15 protein-coding genes are annotated in these 16,544 nt (G+C 73.4%); 9 read left to right on the forward strand and 6 right to left on the reverse strand.

What is annotated here, in order from left to right:
• On the reverse strand, positions 1-465 hold a 465-nt coding region (locus ACXJKG_RS05010), incomplete at its 3' end, for a hypothetical protein (protein ID WP_456844664.1).
• 163 nt (positions 466-628) lie between these two features.
• On the opposite strand from ACXJKG_RS05010, the gene ACXJKG_RS05015 reads away from it, so the two are divergent.
• Genes ACXJKG_RS05015 through ACXJKG_RS05030 form a run of 4 tightly spaced genes read left to right on the forward strand, consistent with a single transcriptional unit; the run spans position 629 to position 5,245 of the window.
• Positions 629-1,246, forward strand: a complete 618-nt coding sequence (locus ACXJKG_RS05015) for a hypothetical protein (protein ID WP_456844665.1) — start codon at positions 629-631, stop codon at positions 1,244-1,246.
• Complete coding sequence (locus tag ACXJKG_RS05020) at positions 1,243-1,914, forward strand: ABC transporter ATP-binding protein (protein WP_456844666.1); 672 nt, start codon at positions 1,243-1,245, stop codon at positions 1,912-1,914. The genes ACXJKG_RS05015 and ACXJKG_RS05020 overlap by 4 nt, the downstream gene beginning before the upstream one ends.
• Positions 1,911-2,588, forward strand: a complete 678-nt coding sequence (locus ACXJKG_RS05025; RefSeq protein ID WP_456844667.1) for an ABC transporter ATP-binding protein — start codon at positions 1,911-1,913, stop codon at positions 2,586-2,588. The genes ACXJKG_RS05020 and ACXJKG_RS05025 overlap by 4 nt, the downstream gene beginning before the upstream one ends.
• Positions 2,585-5,245, forward strand: coding sequence for an FtsX-like permease family protein (locus ACXJKG_RS05030; RefSeq protein WP_456844668.1), 2,661 nt, complete (start codon positions 2,585-2,587; stop codon positions 5,243-5,245). The genes ACXJKG_RS05025 and ACXJKG_RS05030 overlap by 4 nt, the downstream gene beginning before the upstream one ends.
• A 7-nt stretch (positions 5,246-5,252) precedes the next feature.
• Here the strand turns inward: ACXJKG_RS05030 and ACXJKG_RS05035 are convergent, their stop codons facing one another.
• Together ACXJKG_RS05035 and ACXJKG_RS05040 are read right to left on the reverse strand one after the other, a co-directional pair.
• Positions 5,253-5,981, reverse strand: a complete 729-nt coding sequence (locus ACXJKG_RS05035; protein WP_456844669.1) for a response regulator transcription factor — start codon at positions 5,979-5,981, stop codon at positions 5,253-5,255.
• Positions 5,981-6,715: a phosphatase PAP2 family protein gene (locus ACXJKG_RS05040; RefSeq protein WP_456844670.1), complete on the reverse strand. Its 735-nt coding sequence runs from the start codon at positions 6,713-6,715 to the stop codon at positions 5,981-5,983. The genes ACXJKG_RS05035 and ACXJKG_RS05040 overlap by 1 nt, the downstream gene beginning before the upstream one ends.
• Positions 6,716-6,931: 216 nt before the next feature.
• Between ACXJKG_RS05040 and ACXJKG_RS05045 the strand changes: the two genes are divergently transcribed.
• The 4 genes from ACXJKG_RS05045 to ACXJKG_RS05060 all read left to right on the forward strand — a co-directional run bounded on the left by ACXJKG_RS05045 (position 6,932) and on the right by ACXJKG_RS05060 (position 10,291).
• On the forward strand, positions 6,932-7,780 hold the full coding sequence (locus tag ACXJKG_RS05045) for a COG4705 family protein (protein WP_456844671.1): 849 nt from the start codon (positions 6,932-6,934) through the stop codon (positions 7,778-7,780).
• Positions 7,777-8,433, forward strand: coding sequence for a DedA family protein (locus ACXJKG_RS05050; protein ID WP_456844672.1), 657 nt, complete (start codon positions 7,777-7,779; stop codon positions 8,431-8,433). The genes ACXJKG_RS05045 and ACXJKG_RS05050 overlap by 4 nt, the downstream gene beginning before the upstream one ends.
• Positions 8,434-8,514: 81 nt before the next feature.
• Positions 8,515-9,966, forward strand: a complete 1,452-nt coding sequence (gene rox / locus ACXJKG_RS05055) for a rifampin monooxygenase (protein ID WP_456844673.1) — start codon at positions 8,515-8,517, stop codon at positions 9,964-9,966.
• A 34-nt stretch (positions 9,967-10,000) separates the two neighbouring features.
• Positions 10,001-10,291: a hypothetical protein gene (locus tag ACXJKG_RS05060; RefSeq protein ID WP_456844674.1), complete on the forward strand. Its 291-nt coding sequence runs from the start codon at positions 10,001-10,003 to the stop codon at positions 10,289-10,291.
• A 252-nt stretch (positions 10,292-10,543) separates the two neighbouring features.
• Here the strand turns inward: ACXJKG_RS05060 and ACXJKG_RS05065 are convergent, their stop codons facing one another.
• On the reverse strand, positions 10,544-12,076 hold the full coding sequence (locus tag ACXJKG_RS05065; RefSeq protein ID WP_456844675.1) for an HNH endonuclease family protein: 1,533 nt from the start codon (positions 12,074-12,076) through the stop codon (positions 10,544-10,546).
• 364 nt (positions 12,077-12,440) lie between these two features.
• Here ACXJKG_RS05065 and ACXJKG_RS05070 point away from each other — a divergent pair, with 364 nt between their 5' ends.
• On the forward strand, positions 12,441-13,766 hold the full coding sequence (locus tag ACXJKG_RS05070; RefSeq protein ID WP_456844676.1) for an FAD-binding oxidoreductase: 1,326 nt from the start codon (positions 12,441-12,443) through the stop codon (positions 13,764-13,766).
• Here the strand turns inward: ACXJKG_RS05070 and ACXJKG_RS05075 are convergent.
• Positions 13,738-15,111 carry a wax ester/triacylglycerol synthase domain-containing protein gene (locus ACXJKG_RS05075; protein WP_456844677.1) on the reverse strand — a complete coding sequence of 458 codons (1,374 nt, stop codon included), beginning with the start codon at positions 15,109-15,111 and terminating at the stop codon, positions 13,738-13,740. The genes ACXJKG_RS05070 and ACXJKG_RS05075 overlap by 29 nt on opposite strands.
• 147 nt (positions 15,112-15,258) lie before the next feature.
• Positions 15,259-16,524: an MFS transporter gene (locus ACXJKG_RS05080; protein ID WP_456844678.1), complete on the reverse strand. Its 1,266-nt coding sequence runs from the start codon at positions 16,522-16,524 to the stop codon at positions 15,259-15,261.
• Positions 16,525-16,544: the final 20 nt, after the last annotated feature.

Genomic DNA, 16,544 nt, shown 5'->3' on the forward strand with positions numbered 1-16,544 from the left:
GAGCGCGAGCGCGGCCGCCGCGAGGATCGCGGTGACGGCGAGGGCGGTCCGCTGCGCCACCGCACCGAGCGCGCCGGCCGCCCGGCTCGCCCCGATGACCCGTTCGGCGTCGCGCACGGGCACGGCCACGACCGTCCGTCCGCCGACGACGTCGTCGCTGGTGTGCCCGGCCAGCGCCGACCGGGTCGCCGCATCGGCCCGGTCCGGACCGGCGCCCGCCACCCGCGCACCGCCGAGGTCGTAGACGCCGAGCTGCACCCCCGCCGGGACCCGCGGCAGCTCGAGGGCGTCGTCACGACCGAGGGCGCTGTTGACCTGCCCGGCGCCGAGCAGCGCCGTCCGTTCCAGCCGGGCCACCTCGTCCGCGCGCAGCAGGCCGGCCGCGGCGACCGCGAGCGGCAGACCCAGCACCACGAGCGCGACCGTGGTCACGACGAGGGCGAGCCTGACGATCCGGTGCTGCACGGCTCTCCTACCGCAGACGTCGATGCTGGCGACCGACGATAGCTCCGGCCCGCTGCTCGAGTGGTGTCCCCCGACGTCGTTAACCCCACGCTTGCCCGGCGGACACCCGCCGCTGATCGGGCCGCTCCTAGCGTCGAAGAACACGTCGACCCCGGGAGCCACCATGCACACCACCGTCCGACCGGGCCGGCCGGTCCGCCGGCTCGCCGCCCTCGCCGTCGTCGGCGTCGTGGCGCTCGGCGCCTGCAGCGGACCGTCGTCGTCCGACTCCCCCGCTTCAGCGCAGTCCGTGACGCCGKGTGGGCCCGAGGTGAACCCCGCCGGTGACATCCCTGACAACCAGGTGTACGTCGCCTACGCCGACCGTTCGGGCGCGTTCAGCGTGAAGGTGCCGGAGGGGTGGGCCTCGTCCGACTCGGGCGGTGCAGTCACGTTCACGGACAAGCTCAACGCGATCCGCATCGAGTCGTCCAGCACCCCGTCGGCTCCGACGCTCGACTCGGTGACGGCCGAGCTGGCCACGATCTCCTCGTCGACGCCGGCCTACGGGGCAAGCGACGTCACAGGAGTCGTGCGCACGGCCGGCAACGGCATCCTGGCGACGTACGAGGGCGACGCGGCAGCCGACCCGGTCACCGGCAAGGTCGTGCACGACGCATTCGAGCGGTACGAGTTCTGGCACGCCGGTCGGTTGGTCGTTCTCACGCTCTCGGGCCCGGTCGGCGCCGACAACGTCGACCCGTGGAAGATCGTCAGCGACTCTCTGGCGTGGTCGGCGTGACGAGCACGACGAACCCTGCGCTGGCAGCCCACGACCTGTACAAGTTCTACCGAGCCGGCGACGAGGAGACCCGTGCCCTGCGCGGCGTGAGCCTCACGGTCGATGCCGGGGAGCTCGTCGCGGTGACGGGGCCCTCGGGCTCGGGCAAGTCGACACTCCTCGCGTGCCTGGCCGGCCTCGAGGAGCCGACCGGCGGCGACGTGCGCCTGCACGGCACGCGGATCAGTCATCAGGCCGAGACCGAGCGCGCACGCCTGCGTGCCCAGCACGTCGGGATGCTCTGGCAGGCGTCCAACCTCGTGGGCCACCTGTCGGTCCGCGACAACGTCCGGCTCGTACAGGCGCTCGGTCCGGGCGTCCGGCGCCCCGTGGACGCGCTGCTGGAGTCCCTCGGGATCGACCACCGCGCGTCCGCGCTCCCCCACGAGCTGTCCGGCGGTGAGTCGGCGCGGGCGGGTCTTGCCGTCGCCCTGGCAAGCTCCCCGACGATCCTGCTGGCCGACGAACCGACCGGCGAGCTGGACTCCGACTCCGAGGCCCGCGTCCTGCACCTCCTGCGCGAGCTGGCGCGAGCGGGCAGCGCGGTCGTGGTGGTCAGCCACAGCCCCTCCGTCGCAGCCGCCGCCGGCCGGGTCGTCCGCCTCGTCGACGGTCAGGTGGCCGCGTGAGCGTCGTCGTCTGCACCGAGGTGGCCCGCACGTTCGGCAGCGGCCGGACGGCAGTGGTCGCCGTGCACGCCGCCAGCCTCACGGTCGAGGCCGGCCAGCGGATCGCCCTGCTCGGCCCGTCCGGGTCGGGCAAGTCGACGCTCCTGCACCTGATGGCGGGCATCGAGCAGCCGACGGCCGGCACCGTGTCGTGGCCCGGGCTCGCGCTGCACCGGGACGGCGGTCGCCCTGCGGCCGGCCTGCTCGGGCTCGTCTTCCAGGGCCCGAGCCTGCTGCCGCCGCTCGACGTCCGCGAGAACGTGGCGCTCCCCCTCGTGCTGGCTGGCGTCGACGAGGACGAAGCGGCACGGCGTGCCGACGAGGCGATGGAGCTGGTCGGTGTCGCCGACCTCGCCGCCCAGCTGCCCGAGGAGCTCTCCGGCGGTCAGTCGCAGCGCGTCGCCATCGCGCGCGTCGTCGCGGTGCGGCCGAGCCTCATGCTCGCCGACGAGCCGACCGGTCAGCTCGACCATCCGACCGCGGCGCACGTCCTCGACGTGCTCGACGTCGCCGCGGCGCAGATCGGCGCCGCCGTCGTCCTGACCACCCATGACCCCGCCGTCGCTGCCCGGTTCGGCACCCGGTGGACCATGCGCGACGGCCGGCTCACGATGCACGACGGGGTCCTCGCATGAGCGGCGTCTGGCTGCGCGGGCTGCTGCACCGTCGGGCGGGCGCGATGCTCGCCGCCGCGACCGGCGTCGGCGTCGCTGTCGCCCTCCTCGCCTGCCTGGGGAGCTTCCTGGCCGCCTCCAAGGCCACGATGACCGCCCGGGCAGCCGCCGGGGTCGACGTCGACTGGCAGGTCCAGGTCGCTGCCGGCACGACCCCGGCCACCGTCGACGACGCCGTGCGAGCCGAGCCCGGCACGAAGGCGACTTCGGTCGTGACGTTCGCCGCCACGCCGGGCCTGACGGCCACGACCGGCGGCACCACCCAGTCAACCGGCCCGGGCAAGGTGCTCGGCGTCCCCATGGACTACGCGACCCAGTTCCCCGCCGAGATCCGGCTGCTCACCGGCGACACGTCCGGCGCGCTGCTCGCCCAGCAGACCGCCGCCAACCTCCACGCCGGGCCCGGTGACCAGGTCGTGATCGCGCGCGCGGGACTCGACCCCGTGACCGTGCAGGTGTCGGGTGTCGTCGAGCTGCCGCTCGCGGACTCGCTGTTCCAGACCGTGGGCGCCCCCGCCGGCAGCGGAGCCACCGCACCGCCGGACAACGTCGTCCTTCTGCCCAGCGGGCTGTTCGCCGACGTCATGGCGCCGGTCGCCGCCGACCACCCCGAGCAGCTGACCTCCCAGGTCCACGTGCAGCGGTCGCACGCGCTGCCGACCGACCCGGCGGCGGCCTACGCGGCGGCGACCGGTGCCGCGCACCACATGGACGTCACGCTCGCGGGAGCGGGACAGGTGGGCGACAACCTGGGGGCGACCCTCGACGCCGCCCGCCAGGACGCCCTCTACGCCCAGGCACTGTTCCTCTTCCTCGGGCTGCCCGGCGCGGTGCTGGCCGGCCTGCTCACCGCGATGGTCACCGGCACCGGCGCCACCCGTCGGTCCCAGGAGCAGGCACTCCTGCGCACCCGGGGGGCCTCCCTCGCGGACCTGACCCGGTTGGCGGCCGTCGAGGCGGCCGTGGTCGGCGTCGCCGGCGGCGTGCTGGGCCTCGCGGCGAGCCTGCTCGTCGGACGGCTCGGATTCGGTTCGTGGGGCTTCGGCGCCGGTCGGGCCGCCTGGGCGTGGACGGTGCTGGCCGTCCTCGCCGGCCTCGTGGTCGCCGCCCTCACCGTCCTGGTGCCCGCCCGCCGCGCGGCCCGGGCACACACCGTCGCGGCCGGGCGCGCTGCCACCGGCCGCGCCACGCGGCCGCGGTGGATGCGCTGGTGGCTCGACGCCGTCCTGCTCGCGGGCGCGGGCGCGATCCTGTGGTTCACCCGCTCGTCGGGCTATGCCCTGGTCCTTGCGCCCGAGGGCGTCCCCCAGCTGTCCGTCAGCTACTGGGTGTTCGCCGGGCCGGCCCTGCTGTGGGCGGGCGCCGCCCTGCTGACGTGGCGCCTGGTGGACCTCCTCCTGACGCGGGGGCGCCCGCTCCTGACCCGCGCGCTGCGCCCCGTCGCCGGTCACCTGGCCGGCACGGTCGGCGCGACGCTGGTCCGCCAGCGCGGGCCCGTCGCGCACGCGGTCGTCCTCCTCACGCTGGCACTGTCGTTCGCGGCCTCGACGGCGACGTTCAACGCGACGTACCACCAGCAGGCCGAGGTCGACGCCCAGCTCACCAACGGCGCCGACGTCACCGTCACGGGGCCTCCGGGCGCGGACCTCGGCCCCGCTCAGGCTGCCCGCCTCGCGGCCGTCCCCGGGGTGCGCGCCGCGGAGCCGCTGCAGCACCGGTACGCGTACGTCGGCTCCGACCTGCAGGACCTGTACGGCGTCCGGCCCGACACCGTCGCCGACGCCGTGCACCTGCAGGACACGTGGTTCCGTGGCGGGTCGGCTCGCGACCTCATGAGCACGCTCGCGGCACAGCCGGACAACCTGCTCGTCAGCGCCGAGACGGTCACCGACTTCCAGCTGCACCCCGGCGACCTGGTCCGGCTCCGCCTCGTCGACGCGCGGACCGGGGCGCTGGTCACCGTCCCGTTCCACTACGCCGGGGTGGCACTGGAGTTCCCGACCGCACCGCGGGACAGCTTCCTGGTCGCCAACGCGGACTACGTCGCCCAGCAGACGGGGAGCGACGCCGTCCAGCTGTTCCTGCTGGACACCGGCGCGGCGCACCAACGGGTCGTCGGGGACCGAGTCCGCCAGGTCGTCGGGACGAGTGCCCAGGTCAGCGACCTGGGGTCGACCCGCGCCGTGATCGGCTCGAGCCTCACCGCGGTCGACCTGAGCGGGCTGACGCGGGTCGAGCTGAGCTTCGCGGTGGTGCTCGCCGCCGCGGCCGGCGGCCTCGTCCTGGTGCTGGCCCTGACCGAGCGGCGTCGGACCTTCGCGCTCGCGTCCGCGCTCGGGGCCTCGCGCCGGCAGCTGCGCGCCTTCGTCCTGGCCGAGGCCGGGATCGTCACGGCCGGCGGAGTCGTCATGGGAGCGCTGGTGGGCTGGGCGCTGTCCCGGATGCTCGTGCAGGTCCTGAACGGCGTCTTCGACCCGCCGCCCGACGCGCTCGCCGTCCCGTGGGCGTACCTCGGCCTCACCGTGGTCGTCGCGGTCGCCGCCGTCGCCGCCGCCTGCGTCTGGTTCGCCTCCCACATCACCGCCCGGACCACGGCCGCCGACCTGCGGGCGGCCTGAGCACCGCTCAGGACGAGACGACGTCGGCGGGCTCGGGGTCGATCCGGTAACCCCGTCCGCGCACCGTCGTGATCGTCGGGGCGGGTGCATCGCGGTCGGCGCCGGCCAGCTTGCGCCGCACCGCGGCGACGTGCACGTCGAGGGTCTTGGTCGATCCGAACCAGTTCTCGTCCCAGACGTCCGAGATCAACCGCTCGCGGGTCACCACCACACCCGGCTCCGCGGCCAGCCTGGCGACCAGGTCGAACTCCTTCGGACGCAGCTGGACCTCGACGCCGCCGAGGTGCACCCGACGCGAACCCAGGTCGATCCTCAGCGCGCCCACCGCGAGGCTCGCGGGCGGTGCACCCGGCGCGACCGTGGCGGCGGCGACCGGCATCCGGCGGACGTGTGCCCGGACCCGGGCCAGGAGCTCGGTGAGCCCGACCGGCTTGACCAGATAGTCGTCCGCACCCGCTTCGAGGCCGACGACGACGTCCATCTCCTCGCCGCGAGCCGTCAGGATCACGATCACCGCGGACTCGCAGGACAGCCGCACGGCACGGCACACCTCGACGCCGTCCAGGTCCGGCAGACCGAGGTCGAGCAGCACGACGTCCGGCTGCACCGCCCGCGCCTCGACGACGGCCGAGACGCCGGTGCGCAGCCACGTCACCTCGTGACCGTTGGCCTGCAGGGCACGCCGGAGCGGCGCTCCGACCCCCTCGTCGTCTTCGACGACCAGCACCTTCGCCACTAGCCCGACGCTCCTCCTCCCACGACGCCCAGTCCATCCCCGGATGCCGCCCGACCGTACCCGGGCGGCGGGGGCTGGAGCCTGGCGACCAACGGCCTCGCCTGCAGCCAGTCCCGGATGAACCCGTGCCAGAGCCCGGTCAGCAGCACGATCGCGGCGCCCGAGACGAGGACCGAGCCGACGACATCGCCCGGGTAGTGCACGCCGAGGTACAACCGCGAGAACGCGACGAGCGCGACGAACACGACCCCGACGATCGCGACCGGGCGCGACCGTCGGGTCCCCCGGGCGAGGAACCAGGCGGCGACCGCGACCGAGAACGCGAAGGCCACGTGACCGCTGGGATAGCTGTTCGAGCCGGTCTCGGGAGCAAGCGAGTGGACCAGGTCGACCGGCGGACGCGGGCGCGCCACCACCAGCTTCACGACGAACGCGGCCACCCAGCCGACGACGACCACCAGGAACGTGGCCGCCGCCGCAACCGCGCGACGACGCCACACCAGCCAGCCGGGCCAGAGCACCAGCACGGCGACCGCGACCACCGGTGAGGCGAGGAAGCTGACGCCGAGCATGAGCCGCGTCAGCGCCGACGAGCGCAGGTCGGTCGCGATCTCGACGTCCACGGCGAGGCCGTGCGGCTGGAGCCATACCGTGTGCGTCGCGACGAGGCCGAGGAGGAGCGCCAGCACCCCGAGCGTGACGGAGACCAGGGGCCAGCGACGGACGTAGGGCATGAGGGCAGCTCCGATGAGGTCGTGCGCGATGGTGAACGCCCCACCGTGCGCGACCGGCACTGAGAATCGCCTGAGCCGGCCTCGCCGCCGCGCCCGTGATAGCGGTCCCCAGCGCGGGGCGCCCAGCGGCCGAGGTGGCACCTGTGCGCGGCTCCCGCCCAGCAGGACACAGCAAACCTCAGGTGTTCTTCAGCATCCGACCGGAACGGTACGTGCATGACTCAGAACACCTCCTCGACCGGCACCGCGCGGCGCGTGCTCAACAAGGTCCCCGAGATCACCGTCTACTTCTGGGTGATCAAGGTCCTCGCCACCACGGTGGGCGAGACCTTTGCCGACTGGCTCACGGAGACACTCGGCCTGAGCCTGACGACGGCGACCCTGCTCGTCGGCGTGATCCTCGTCGCGACGCTGGCGGCCCAGTTCCGCGCGACGCGGTACGTCGCACCCGTCTACTGGCTGGCCGTCGTGCTCATCAGCGTCGTCGGCACGCTCATCACCGACAACCTCGTCGACGTCGTCGGCGTCCCGCTGTGGGTCACCACGGTCGTCTTCGCGATCGCCCTCGGCATCACGTTCGCCGTCTGGTACCGGGTTGAGCACACCCTCTCGATCCACTCGATCACCAGCACCCGCCGCGAGGTCTTCTACTGGCTCGCGATCCTGTTCACCTTCGCGCTCGGCACCGCCGCGGGCGACCTGCTGGCGGAGGGGCTGGCCCTGGGCTACCTCGCGTCCGCGCTGCTCTTCGCCGGCGCCATCGCCGTCGTCGCGGCCGCCCACCGCTGGTTCCGCCTGGGCGCCGTGCTCTCGTTCTGGATCGCGTACATCCTGACGCGACCCCTCGGTGCGTCGATCGGCGACCTGCTCTCCCAGAGCAAGGCCGACGGTGGGCTCGGGCTCGGCACGACGACCACGAGCGTCATCTTCCTGGTGGCGATCGCCATCACGGTCGCCTTCCTCACGATCACCCAGCGGGACGTGGAGACCGCGCCGGTGGACCCGTTCGACGAGCTCGACGACCTCGACGGGATGGACGAGCTGGCCGGGGAGTCCTCTCGGTGACGGTGCTCCTCACCGCCACCGACCCCAGCGCCCTGACCGGTGTCGCCGGGTGGGCGGTCAACCTGATGGAGACGCTCGGCGTGGTCGGGACGGCCATCGCCATCGCGCTGGAGAACGTCTTCCCGCCCCTGCCCAGCGAGATCATCCTTCCCCTGGCTGGCTTCACCGCCAGCCAGGGGTCGTTCGGCCTGGTCGAGGCCATCGTCTGGACGACCGTCGGCTCGGTCGTCGGCGCCGCCGTGCTCTATCTGGTGGGCGCCCTGATCGGCCGGGAGCGCACTCGCGCCCTGGTGAGCCGGATCCCCCTGGTGAGCCTGTCCGACGTCGACCGCTCGGAAGCCTTCTTCACCCGGCACGGGCGCACCGCGGTGTTCGTCGGGCGCATGGTGCCCGTGTTCCGCAGCCTGATCTCCATCCCCGCGGGGGTCGAGCGGATGCCGGTCGGTGTCTTCCTGCTCCTGACGGCTGCGGGCAGCGCGATCTGGAACACGATCTTCGTCTGCGCCGGCTACCTCCTGGGCGAGAACTGGGACGTCGTCGACGAGTACGCGGGGATCTTCCAGTGGCTCGTGATCGCGGTCGTGGCGGCACTCGTGCTCTGGTTCGTCGCATCGCGCCTGCGCCTACGCGGTCGCCGGGTGACCGAGAGCTAGGCCCTGGCTTGGCGCGATCCCCCCACCCACGACCAGAATGTTCCGGCGCCGGGTGGCGAAGGCCGTGGGATCGAGGGGCACATGTTCGACGTGATCATCAGCGGCGGCGGGCCGACGGGGATGATGCTGGCCGCCGAGCTGCGGCTGCACGACGTCGACGTGCTCGTGCTGGAGCGGGACGAGGTGCCCACCACGGCGGTCCGCTCGCTCGGCCTGCACCCGCGCAGCATCGAGATCCTGGACCAGCGCGGGCTGCTCGCCCGGTTCCTCGCCCACGGGCAGCAGTACCCAGGCGGGGTCGGCCGGTTCGCCGGGATCGAGCCGACCCGCCCGGTGGACCTGGACACGGCGCACGGCTACGTCCTCGGCATCCCCCAGCCGGTCACCGACCGCCTGCTGACCGAGCACGCCGCCGAGCTGGGCGCCCAGATCCGTCGCGGCTGCGAGGTGACCGGACTCGAGCAGGGCTCGGACGGGGTGAGCGTCGAGCTGGCCGACGGCTCACGGCTGGACGCGCGGTGGCTGCTGGGCTGCGACGGCGGACGGAGCCTGGTGCGACGGCTGCTCGGCATAGCCTTCCCCGGCGAGCCCGCCCGGACCGAGTGGCTCCTGGGCGAGGTCGCGGTGACCGCACCGCCGGACGAGCTGGCGGCCGTGTCGGCCGAGGTCCGCAAGACCCAGAGGGGCTTCGGCATCGGCCCCGCCGGCGACGGCCTGTACCGCGCCGTCGTGCCCGCGGCGACGGTGGCCGAGGATCGGTCCGTCCCGCCGACCCTCGAGGAGTTCCGCACGCAGCTGCGGGCGTACACCGGCACCGACTTCGGCGTGCACTCCCCCCGATCGCTGTCCCGCTTCACCGACGCCACCCGGCTCGCCGAGCGGTACCGGGAGGGCCGGGTGCTCCTGGCCGGCGACGCGGCGCACGTCCACCCACCGCTCGGAGGGCAGGGTCTGAACCTCGGCATCCAGGACGCGTTCAACCTCGGCTGGAAGCTCGCCGCCGAGGTCGCCGGGTGGGCGCCGGCCGGGCTGCTGGACACCTACGGCGCGGAGCGTCGGCCCGTCGCCCAGGACGTGCTGACCCTCACCCGCGCCCAGAGCGAGCTGCTCTCCACCGAACCCGGCCCGCAGGCCGTGCGCCGGCTGCTGACCGAGCTGATGGAGCTCGAGGACGTCACCCGGTTCCTGGCCGAGAGGGTCACCTCGACCGGCATCCGCTACGACGTCGGCGAGGGACCTGCGCTGCTCGGCCGGCGGCTGCGCGACGTCCCTCTGACGCGGGGCGGCCGCCTCTACGAGCTCACGAGGCAGGGCCGCGGACTGCTGCTGGACCAGACCGGCGAGCTCTCCGTGACCGGGTGGACGGACCGGATCGACCTCGTCGTGGACGTCAGCCCGCAGCTGGACGCGCCGGCAGTTCTGCTGCGACCGGACGGCCACGTCGTCTGGATCGGCGACGACCAGCAGGACCTGCTCCGGACGCTCCCGAACTGGTTCGGAAGCGCCACCGCCACGGGCCTCGCAGAGGTCTAGCGTGGTCGGTGGGGGTGTGCCGATGGACCGGATCGTGCCCACCACACTGGGCAGCTGGAACCACGACGAGTACGGCCTGTGGTCCGACGCCGACGACGCCTACATCGCGGACGGGATCTTCGACCGCAAGCAGGCGTGCGCCGCCCTGCTGGCCGCGCTCGCGCAGGGCCGCGACGCGGACGACCTGGTCATCGCGATCCTGCCGACGCAGCGGCATCCCGTCCTGGCGCCGGGGCTCGACATCGCCCGGGCCGCCCACGAGCAGACGTCCGTCCCGCACCAGCGCCGCCCGCCCGGCGACGTGCGTGGGCGGCATCTCGTCTGACGCCGACCCCCCACGTCACCCCTTGGCCGCGTACCAGGTACCAGCTCGGGATCGTCCGCCACGCGGGCGTCCCCGACGTAGTGACCAGGGAGGCGAACGACCCGGGCCGCTCGGACGCCGGACCGGGTGCTCGAGGAGATCGCCGGCTTCCTGACTCGTGGCAGAACCGCCCCAGAGCCGCCAGCGTCGTGACGTGCCCACGGCCGGTGCGTCGACGAAACCACCCGGCACCGCGATTGGCGCAGGTCGCCGTCAGGGCAGGGACTCGCACGCCTTGAGGTCGCCGTCGGCGTCGAGCTGGGCGATGTCGCCGTAGGACSGGAAGTAGGTGTCGAACCACTTCTGCGCTGCGGCCTGCGTGGTGAAGTCATCGCAGTTCTTGCTGTTGCCCGGGTTCGCTGGCGCCCCGCCGCCACCGCCGCTGGTCGGCATGCCCTCGGGAGTCGGGAACCCAGCGCGTGACCACTCGGCGTAGCTGATCGGGCGGTTCATGACCGGGCCGGCGTACCAGATTCTGGAGTCGCCCGAGTTCATGTAGAACCGGTCACCCGCGTAACGGCCGGCCGACGACGGGGTGGGGTAGCCCTCGGCCGCCCACTCGGCCCCGGAGACGGCGGTGCCGGTCGGAGAGCCGGTGGTCGTCGCTACCCGGGCGATGTCGGCAGCCCACGTGAGCTTCCAAAATCCGCCCTGCTTGACGGCAAAGGCGCGGTTCCCGGCGTTCGACCACTCGGCAGCCGTGAGCTTGTGCTTCACGCCGTCCTCGCCCAAGACAAAGAGCTCAGGACCGGTCTGCCACCGGTAGTACGTCGAGCCGATGGTCCAGCCGGCGTTGTTCCGCGGAGTCGGGAAGCCGGACGCGGCCCAGATGGGATAGGTCAGCCGCTCCCATTGCCACTTGCTCTCACCGCCGGGCCAGAACGTGACGGCATAAACGGTCGGCGACCACGAGTACTTCACGAAGCCAGTGGGTGCGGCCTTGAACGCCGCGAAATGGTAGACATCGCGCCACCGGGCGTAGGTCAGAGGCACGGGAGTCGTGGAGCCGTCCGCGTTGGTGATGAGCTCGAACACCGTCGCGCTGTAGATGATCTTGTACAGCGGCCACAATGTCTCGGCAGGCGGTGCCTGAATGGCGCGAGTGACGTCGATGGCGAATGAGCCGCACCCGGTCAGCACCTGGGCCAGCTTGTCCCGCTCGGCGGTGTCGATCGTCAGCGCCCACCGGAACTTCATCGAGATCCAGCTACCGACATAGCGGCAGGAGGCGTCGGGGAAGGGCGGCATCCACTGGCTCGGGTCCTTGTCACCCTTGGCCTGGTTGACCTCATCCGTCACTGCGACGAGGGCGTCGTCGAAGCCCAGGTCGTTCGCAAAGTCGCGACGCTGCTCGGCCGTCCACGACCACGCTCCCGAACGCCACGCTTCGGCGAGCGGCACCAGGTGGTCGATGTCCACGTCGGACGCATTCGACCACCCGTAGCCGTCGTACCAGGAGTTCCACAGACCTGTCGCGACGGTGCAGCCCGATGAGAGGGTGACCGCCTGGGCCGTTTCGGCCTGGAGGACCTCCGATCGGGTGTCACACCCGTCGCCGTCGGCGTCGATCCAGCGCTGGAAGAGGTCGCGGTCGTAGCTCGCGGCGTTGCTCTCGGGCGCGACCGTCAGTTGCCGCAACAGGTCGGTGACAGGGATCGCCGCGGCGCTCGCCGGGCTGGCGATGCCGACGATGCTGGCCGCGACAATGCCGCAGATGGTGACGAACGAGGAGATGCGCGCCCGCATGGGGAGTCCTTCCGGCTGGGTGGCAATGCAAAATAGCCGTCTACACTTCCGCTCCCCGGCGTCGAGAGCGGGTGAAAGGCCATCCACCGAAAATCCGAATCGGTCATTTCGGTCGCATCCAGCCTGCGTCTGGGACCAAGGTCCTGTGCGGCACTTCGCGGACGCCCACCAGCGCATTCCGGTGAGGCATCGAAGAATTGCCACGTCTCCGCCCCACCGCGTGGTCCGTCCTGACCTCGCCACGTGACCCGCTCGCGATCGTCCGCTCGATCGTCGATGCGCTCCCGCGTGCGCAGATCAACGCCTCGCGCAACCGGCCTCGTGACTCTTGGCAGACCCGCCCCCGAGCCGCCAGAGTCGTGACATGCCCACGGCCGGAGCCCTGCCCGCCACGTTCGAGGGCGACGTCCTCGTCCCTGGCTCACCCGACTACGACGCCGCGCGCGCCGTCTGGAACGGCGCCGTCGACCGTCGCCCGGCGTACGTCGTCAGGTGCGCCGGCACCGCCGACGTCCGCGCGGCGGTCCGGGCCGCGCGCGAGCTGGGGCTGCCGCTCGGCGTGCGGGGCGGCGGCCACAGCGCGGCCGGCTGGGCGGTGCCCGACGGCGGGCTCATGCTCGACCTCTCCCGGATGCGGGACGTCCTCGTCGACCCCGAGTCCCGCACGGCGCAGGTGCACGGCGGGGCGCTGCTCGGGTCGCTCGACGCGGCCGCGCAGCGGTACGGCCTCGCGACGACGGCGGGGATCGTGTCGCACACCGGCATCGGCGGCCTGGCGCTCGGCGGAGGCGTCGGCTGGCTCGGTCGCCTGCACGGCCTGACCTGCGACAACGCTCTCGGGTACGAGGTCGTGACCGCCGACGGCGAGCTCGTCCACGCGACGGCCGACGAGCACCCCGACCTGTTCTGGGGGCTGCGGGGCGGCGGCGGAAACTTCGGCGTCGTCACGCGCTTCGACCTCACGCTGCACGACGTCGGCACGCGGGCACTCGTGGCCGAGGTGGACCTCGACCCGGCCGGTGGCCTCGACGCTCTCCGGACGTGGCTCGCGATGTCGGACGACGCACCTCGGCGCGCGACGCTCTTCGCGGAGGTGCGCGCGGGAGGCCCGCTCACGCTCGGGTTCGTCTGGGTCGGGTCGCCCGACGACGCGGCGCCACTGGTCGCACGGCTCGACGGCCTCGGCGACGGCCTGGCCCGACGGGTCTCGCCGATCAGCTACCTCGACCTGCAGCGACAGTCCGACGTCGGCTCGGCGCACGGCTTCCGGCGCTACGCGAAGAGCCACTACGTCCGGGAGCTGCCCGACGCGGCGCTCGAGGCGTTCCTCGCCCACACCGAGGCGGACGTCGGGGCGGCGAGCCTCGTCGCCTACGGCGGCGCGATCGCCGACGTCGACCCGGGCGCGACGGCCTTCGCGCACCGCGACACGCGCTTCGAGTACGACGTCGGCGCCAAGTGGGAGGACCCAGCCGACGACGAGCGCCACGCGGCGACGTGCCGGCGGCTGGCCGCGACCATCGAGCCGTGGAGCGTCGGCGTGTACGTCAACGCGCTCGGGGCCGAGGGCGCCACGGGTGTGCACCGGGCGTACGGCGCCGCCACCTACGCGCGGCTCCAGGAGGTCAAGTCGGCCTGGGACCCCGACAACGCCTTCCGGCTCAACCAGAACATCCCGCCGGCTGACTGACGCGCTCGCGGAGGTCGCCCAGTGCGGTGAGCTCGGCCCCGACGCGGGTCGCCAGCTCGTCGGCCTCGGGAGCCACGTCGGGGTCGGTGATCACGGAGACCACGAGACGACCGGCCGCGGACAGCGCGGCGAAGGCGACCCCGACGTTGCCGGCCGTCGCGGCGATCGGCACCAGCTGGACGACGGGTGTCCCGGCGATGGAGAGAGAACCGGTCGGCCCGCGGACGTTCGAGACGAAGGTGTTGAGCAGTCGTTGCCGATCGGTCACCCAGCGGAACGCGCCCGCCCGGCCCGCGAGCCGGAAGGCCGGGACCATCAGGGTGCTCGAGGAGCCTCGCGCGGCCGCCTTGCGAGCCCGGGTCGTCCGCGCGACCGCAGCCACCCGCTCACCGGTCGTACCCGTGAGCGGCACGGGCACGATCATGGCCCCGACGCTGTTGCCCGGCTCGTCGATCCTCGCCGCGCCACGGCCCGACACCGGGGCGGACACGACGAGCCGGTCCGGGTGCTCGCCCCGCGCGGCGAGCACCTGCGCCATCGCGCCCGTCGCAGCCACCAGCAGCAGGTCGTTGAGCGAGCACTGGTTGCGTCGCGCGGACGCCAGGACCGGCGCGAGGGCGACGTCGACCGCGGCGACGCGGCGGCGCTGACCCGTCGGCGCGTTCAGCGAGCACCGCGGAGCGCCGGTGCCGAGCCACTGTCGTGGGCCGAGCTCCAACCCGCCCTGCCACAGCAGGCCGAGCTCGCGCGGCAGCCTCGCGACTCGTCGGAACGTCGCGACACCTCTCTCGAGGAACAGATCGAGCGGCCGCGGCTGCGGCGCCACCTCGACCGGGGCCGGGTCGATCGTGTCCGTTCCGTCGAGCAGCCGCTGCAGGACCCACAACCCGGCGACKCCGTCGGTCACCGCGTGGTGGGCGACGAGCACGAGCGCGACGGGCCGGCCATCAGGAACGCTGACCACGAGCGCGCGCCACAGCGGCCGGGCGCGTGACAGCTGCTCCGTMGTCGCCGCCACCGCCACCTCGAGCACGGCGGCGCGGTCGCCCGGGGCCGCGCACAGCACGTGCCGGACGTGGGCGTGCATGTCGACGCTGTCGTCGTCGAGCCAGTAGGGGCTGCCGAGGACACCCCGCGCCGTGACCAGCCGCTGTCGAAGGCGCGGCACCCGGCCGAGGCGGTCGACGAGAACCTGCGTGAGCTCGTCGGACGTCGCTCCCGCCCCCAGGAGCAGCACGATGCCCACGTTCAGCGGCACCGGGCCGACGTCGGACGCGAGCTCGGCAAGGTCTCCCGGACGGATCCGCTCCACCGGCCGAGGGCGCACCACCGTTCGCCCTGACATCGCCCCGACCGTCGAGGCGGCACGAGGTTCGACCATCTCCTGGCCTCCCGTCCTGCGCTCCTGTGGCCGAGACAATCACCACGCCCGTGGACCTTCCAGGGCACAAGGGCCCGAAGGTCCGGACCGGCAGCGCTTCTCCGGGCCTCCTCAGTCGGTGCAGGCATGGAGTCGCTCGACGCCGACCCCGGCCGACCGTGTGCCGTTCGCGAGCACCGCCGTCCGCCGGTCGGCGTGCGACCCCGTCGCCAGGACGAGCCCGACGGCCGCCACGGCCACGACCAGGGCGGCCGGGACCGGCAGGGCTTCGGTCCCCGCGCGGGCGACGACGGCGCTGCCGAGCGCGGCCCCCACGGCGATCCCGCCGTTGAAGACCACGGGGATCACGGTGCCGGCAGCGCTGCGGTGCTCGGGCCCGGCGACCCGCATGATGAGGGTCTGAGCCAGCGGCGGCAGCGTGCCCGTCGTGAGACCCCACAGGACCAGCACCACAAGGCCCGCGACGGCACGACCGTCGACGACCGCGAGGGCGAGCAGCGACACCGAGGCCAGGGCCGTCGCCGTGACGAGCGTCGCGGCGGTGTGCCTGTCCCCCACCCGCCCGACGAGCACGAGCCCGACGACCGACGACGCCCCGAACACGAGCAGCGCCCCGCTCACGCCTCCGGGGAGCCCGGCCGTCGCGTCGGCCACGAGCCGGGTGACGAACGTGAAGGCGGCGAAGTGCCCGACGAGCGCGAGGCCGACCAGCCCGGCCACGACGAGCACGGGACGTAGCTGCCCGGGTGCGCCGAGTCCCTCGTCGTCCGGCCCCGCCGTGCTCGTCGTGCCCGTCGTCACGACCGTCCGCACGAGCACCGCCGCCATCACACCGAGCAGCGCGAGCGCCGCGAACGCCACCCGCCAGTCCCACCCGCGGGCGACCAGGCTGGCGAGCGGCACGCCGACGACGGTGCCGAGGGTCGCCCCGCCGAGCACGACCGACACAGCAGTGCCGAGGTGCCGTGACGGTGCGATGTCGGCGGTGTGCGCGTTGACGGTCGCCCACAACAGTCCGCACACGGCGGCACCGAGCAGCCGCCCGGCCACGGCGGCCTCGTAGGTGGGGGCGACCGCCGTGACCGCGGACGCGCCGGCGAACACGACGAGCGCGCCGGTCACGACCGTGCGCCGGTCCCACCGGCGCGTGAGCCGGATCAGCGGGAATGTCGCCAGCACCACGGTCGCCGCCCACAGCGAGACGAGCAGGCCGGTCCGCGCCTGGGTGACGCCGAGGTCGGCGCTCATCTCCGGCAGGACCGCCGTGGGGAGCATCTCCCCCGTGACCATGACGAAGGTCACGCCGCCCAGGACGACCAGGCTCGGCCACGGCAGCCCGGTGCGGACGGTGGCCGGTGTGGTTCCTGTCAGCTCCATGCGTGCGACGCTAGACTTTG

This window comes from Cellulomonas sp. P5_C6, from assembly GCF_054049635.1.

Bases quoted from the DNA above. Each gene is read 5' to 3' on its own strand.
- ACXJKG_RS05030 (WP_456844668.1), top strand. From the start codon at position 2,585: ATGAGCGGCGTCTGGCTGCGCGGGCTGCTGCACCGTCGGGCGGGCGCG.
- ACXJKG_RS05040 (WP_456844670.1), bottom strand. From the start codon at position 6,715: ATGCCCTACGTCCGTCGCTGGCCCCTGGTCTCCGTCACGCTCGGGGTG.
- ACXJKG_RS05045 (WP_456844671.1), top strand. From the start codon at position 6,932: ATGACTCAGAACACCTCCTCGACCGGCACCGCGCGGCGCGTGCTCAAC.
- rox (WP_456844673.1), top strand. From the start codon at position 8,515: ATGTTCGACGTGATCATCAGCGGCGGCGGGCCGACGGGGATGATGCTG.
- ACXJKG_RS05070 (WP_456844676.1), top strand. From the start codon at position 12,441: ATGCCCACGGCCGGAGCCCTGCCCGCCACGTTCGAGGGCGACGTCCTC.
- ACXJKG_RS05080 (WP_456844678.1), bottom strand. From the start codon at position 16,524: ATGGAGCTGACAGGAACCACACCGGCCACCGTCCGCACCGGGCTGCCG.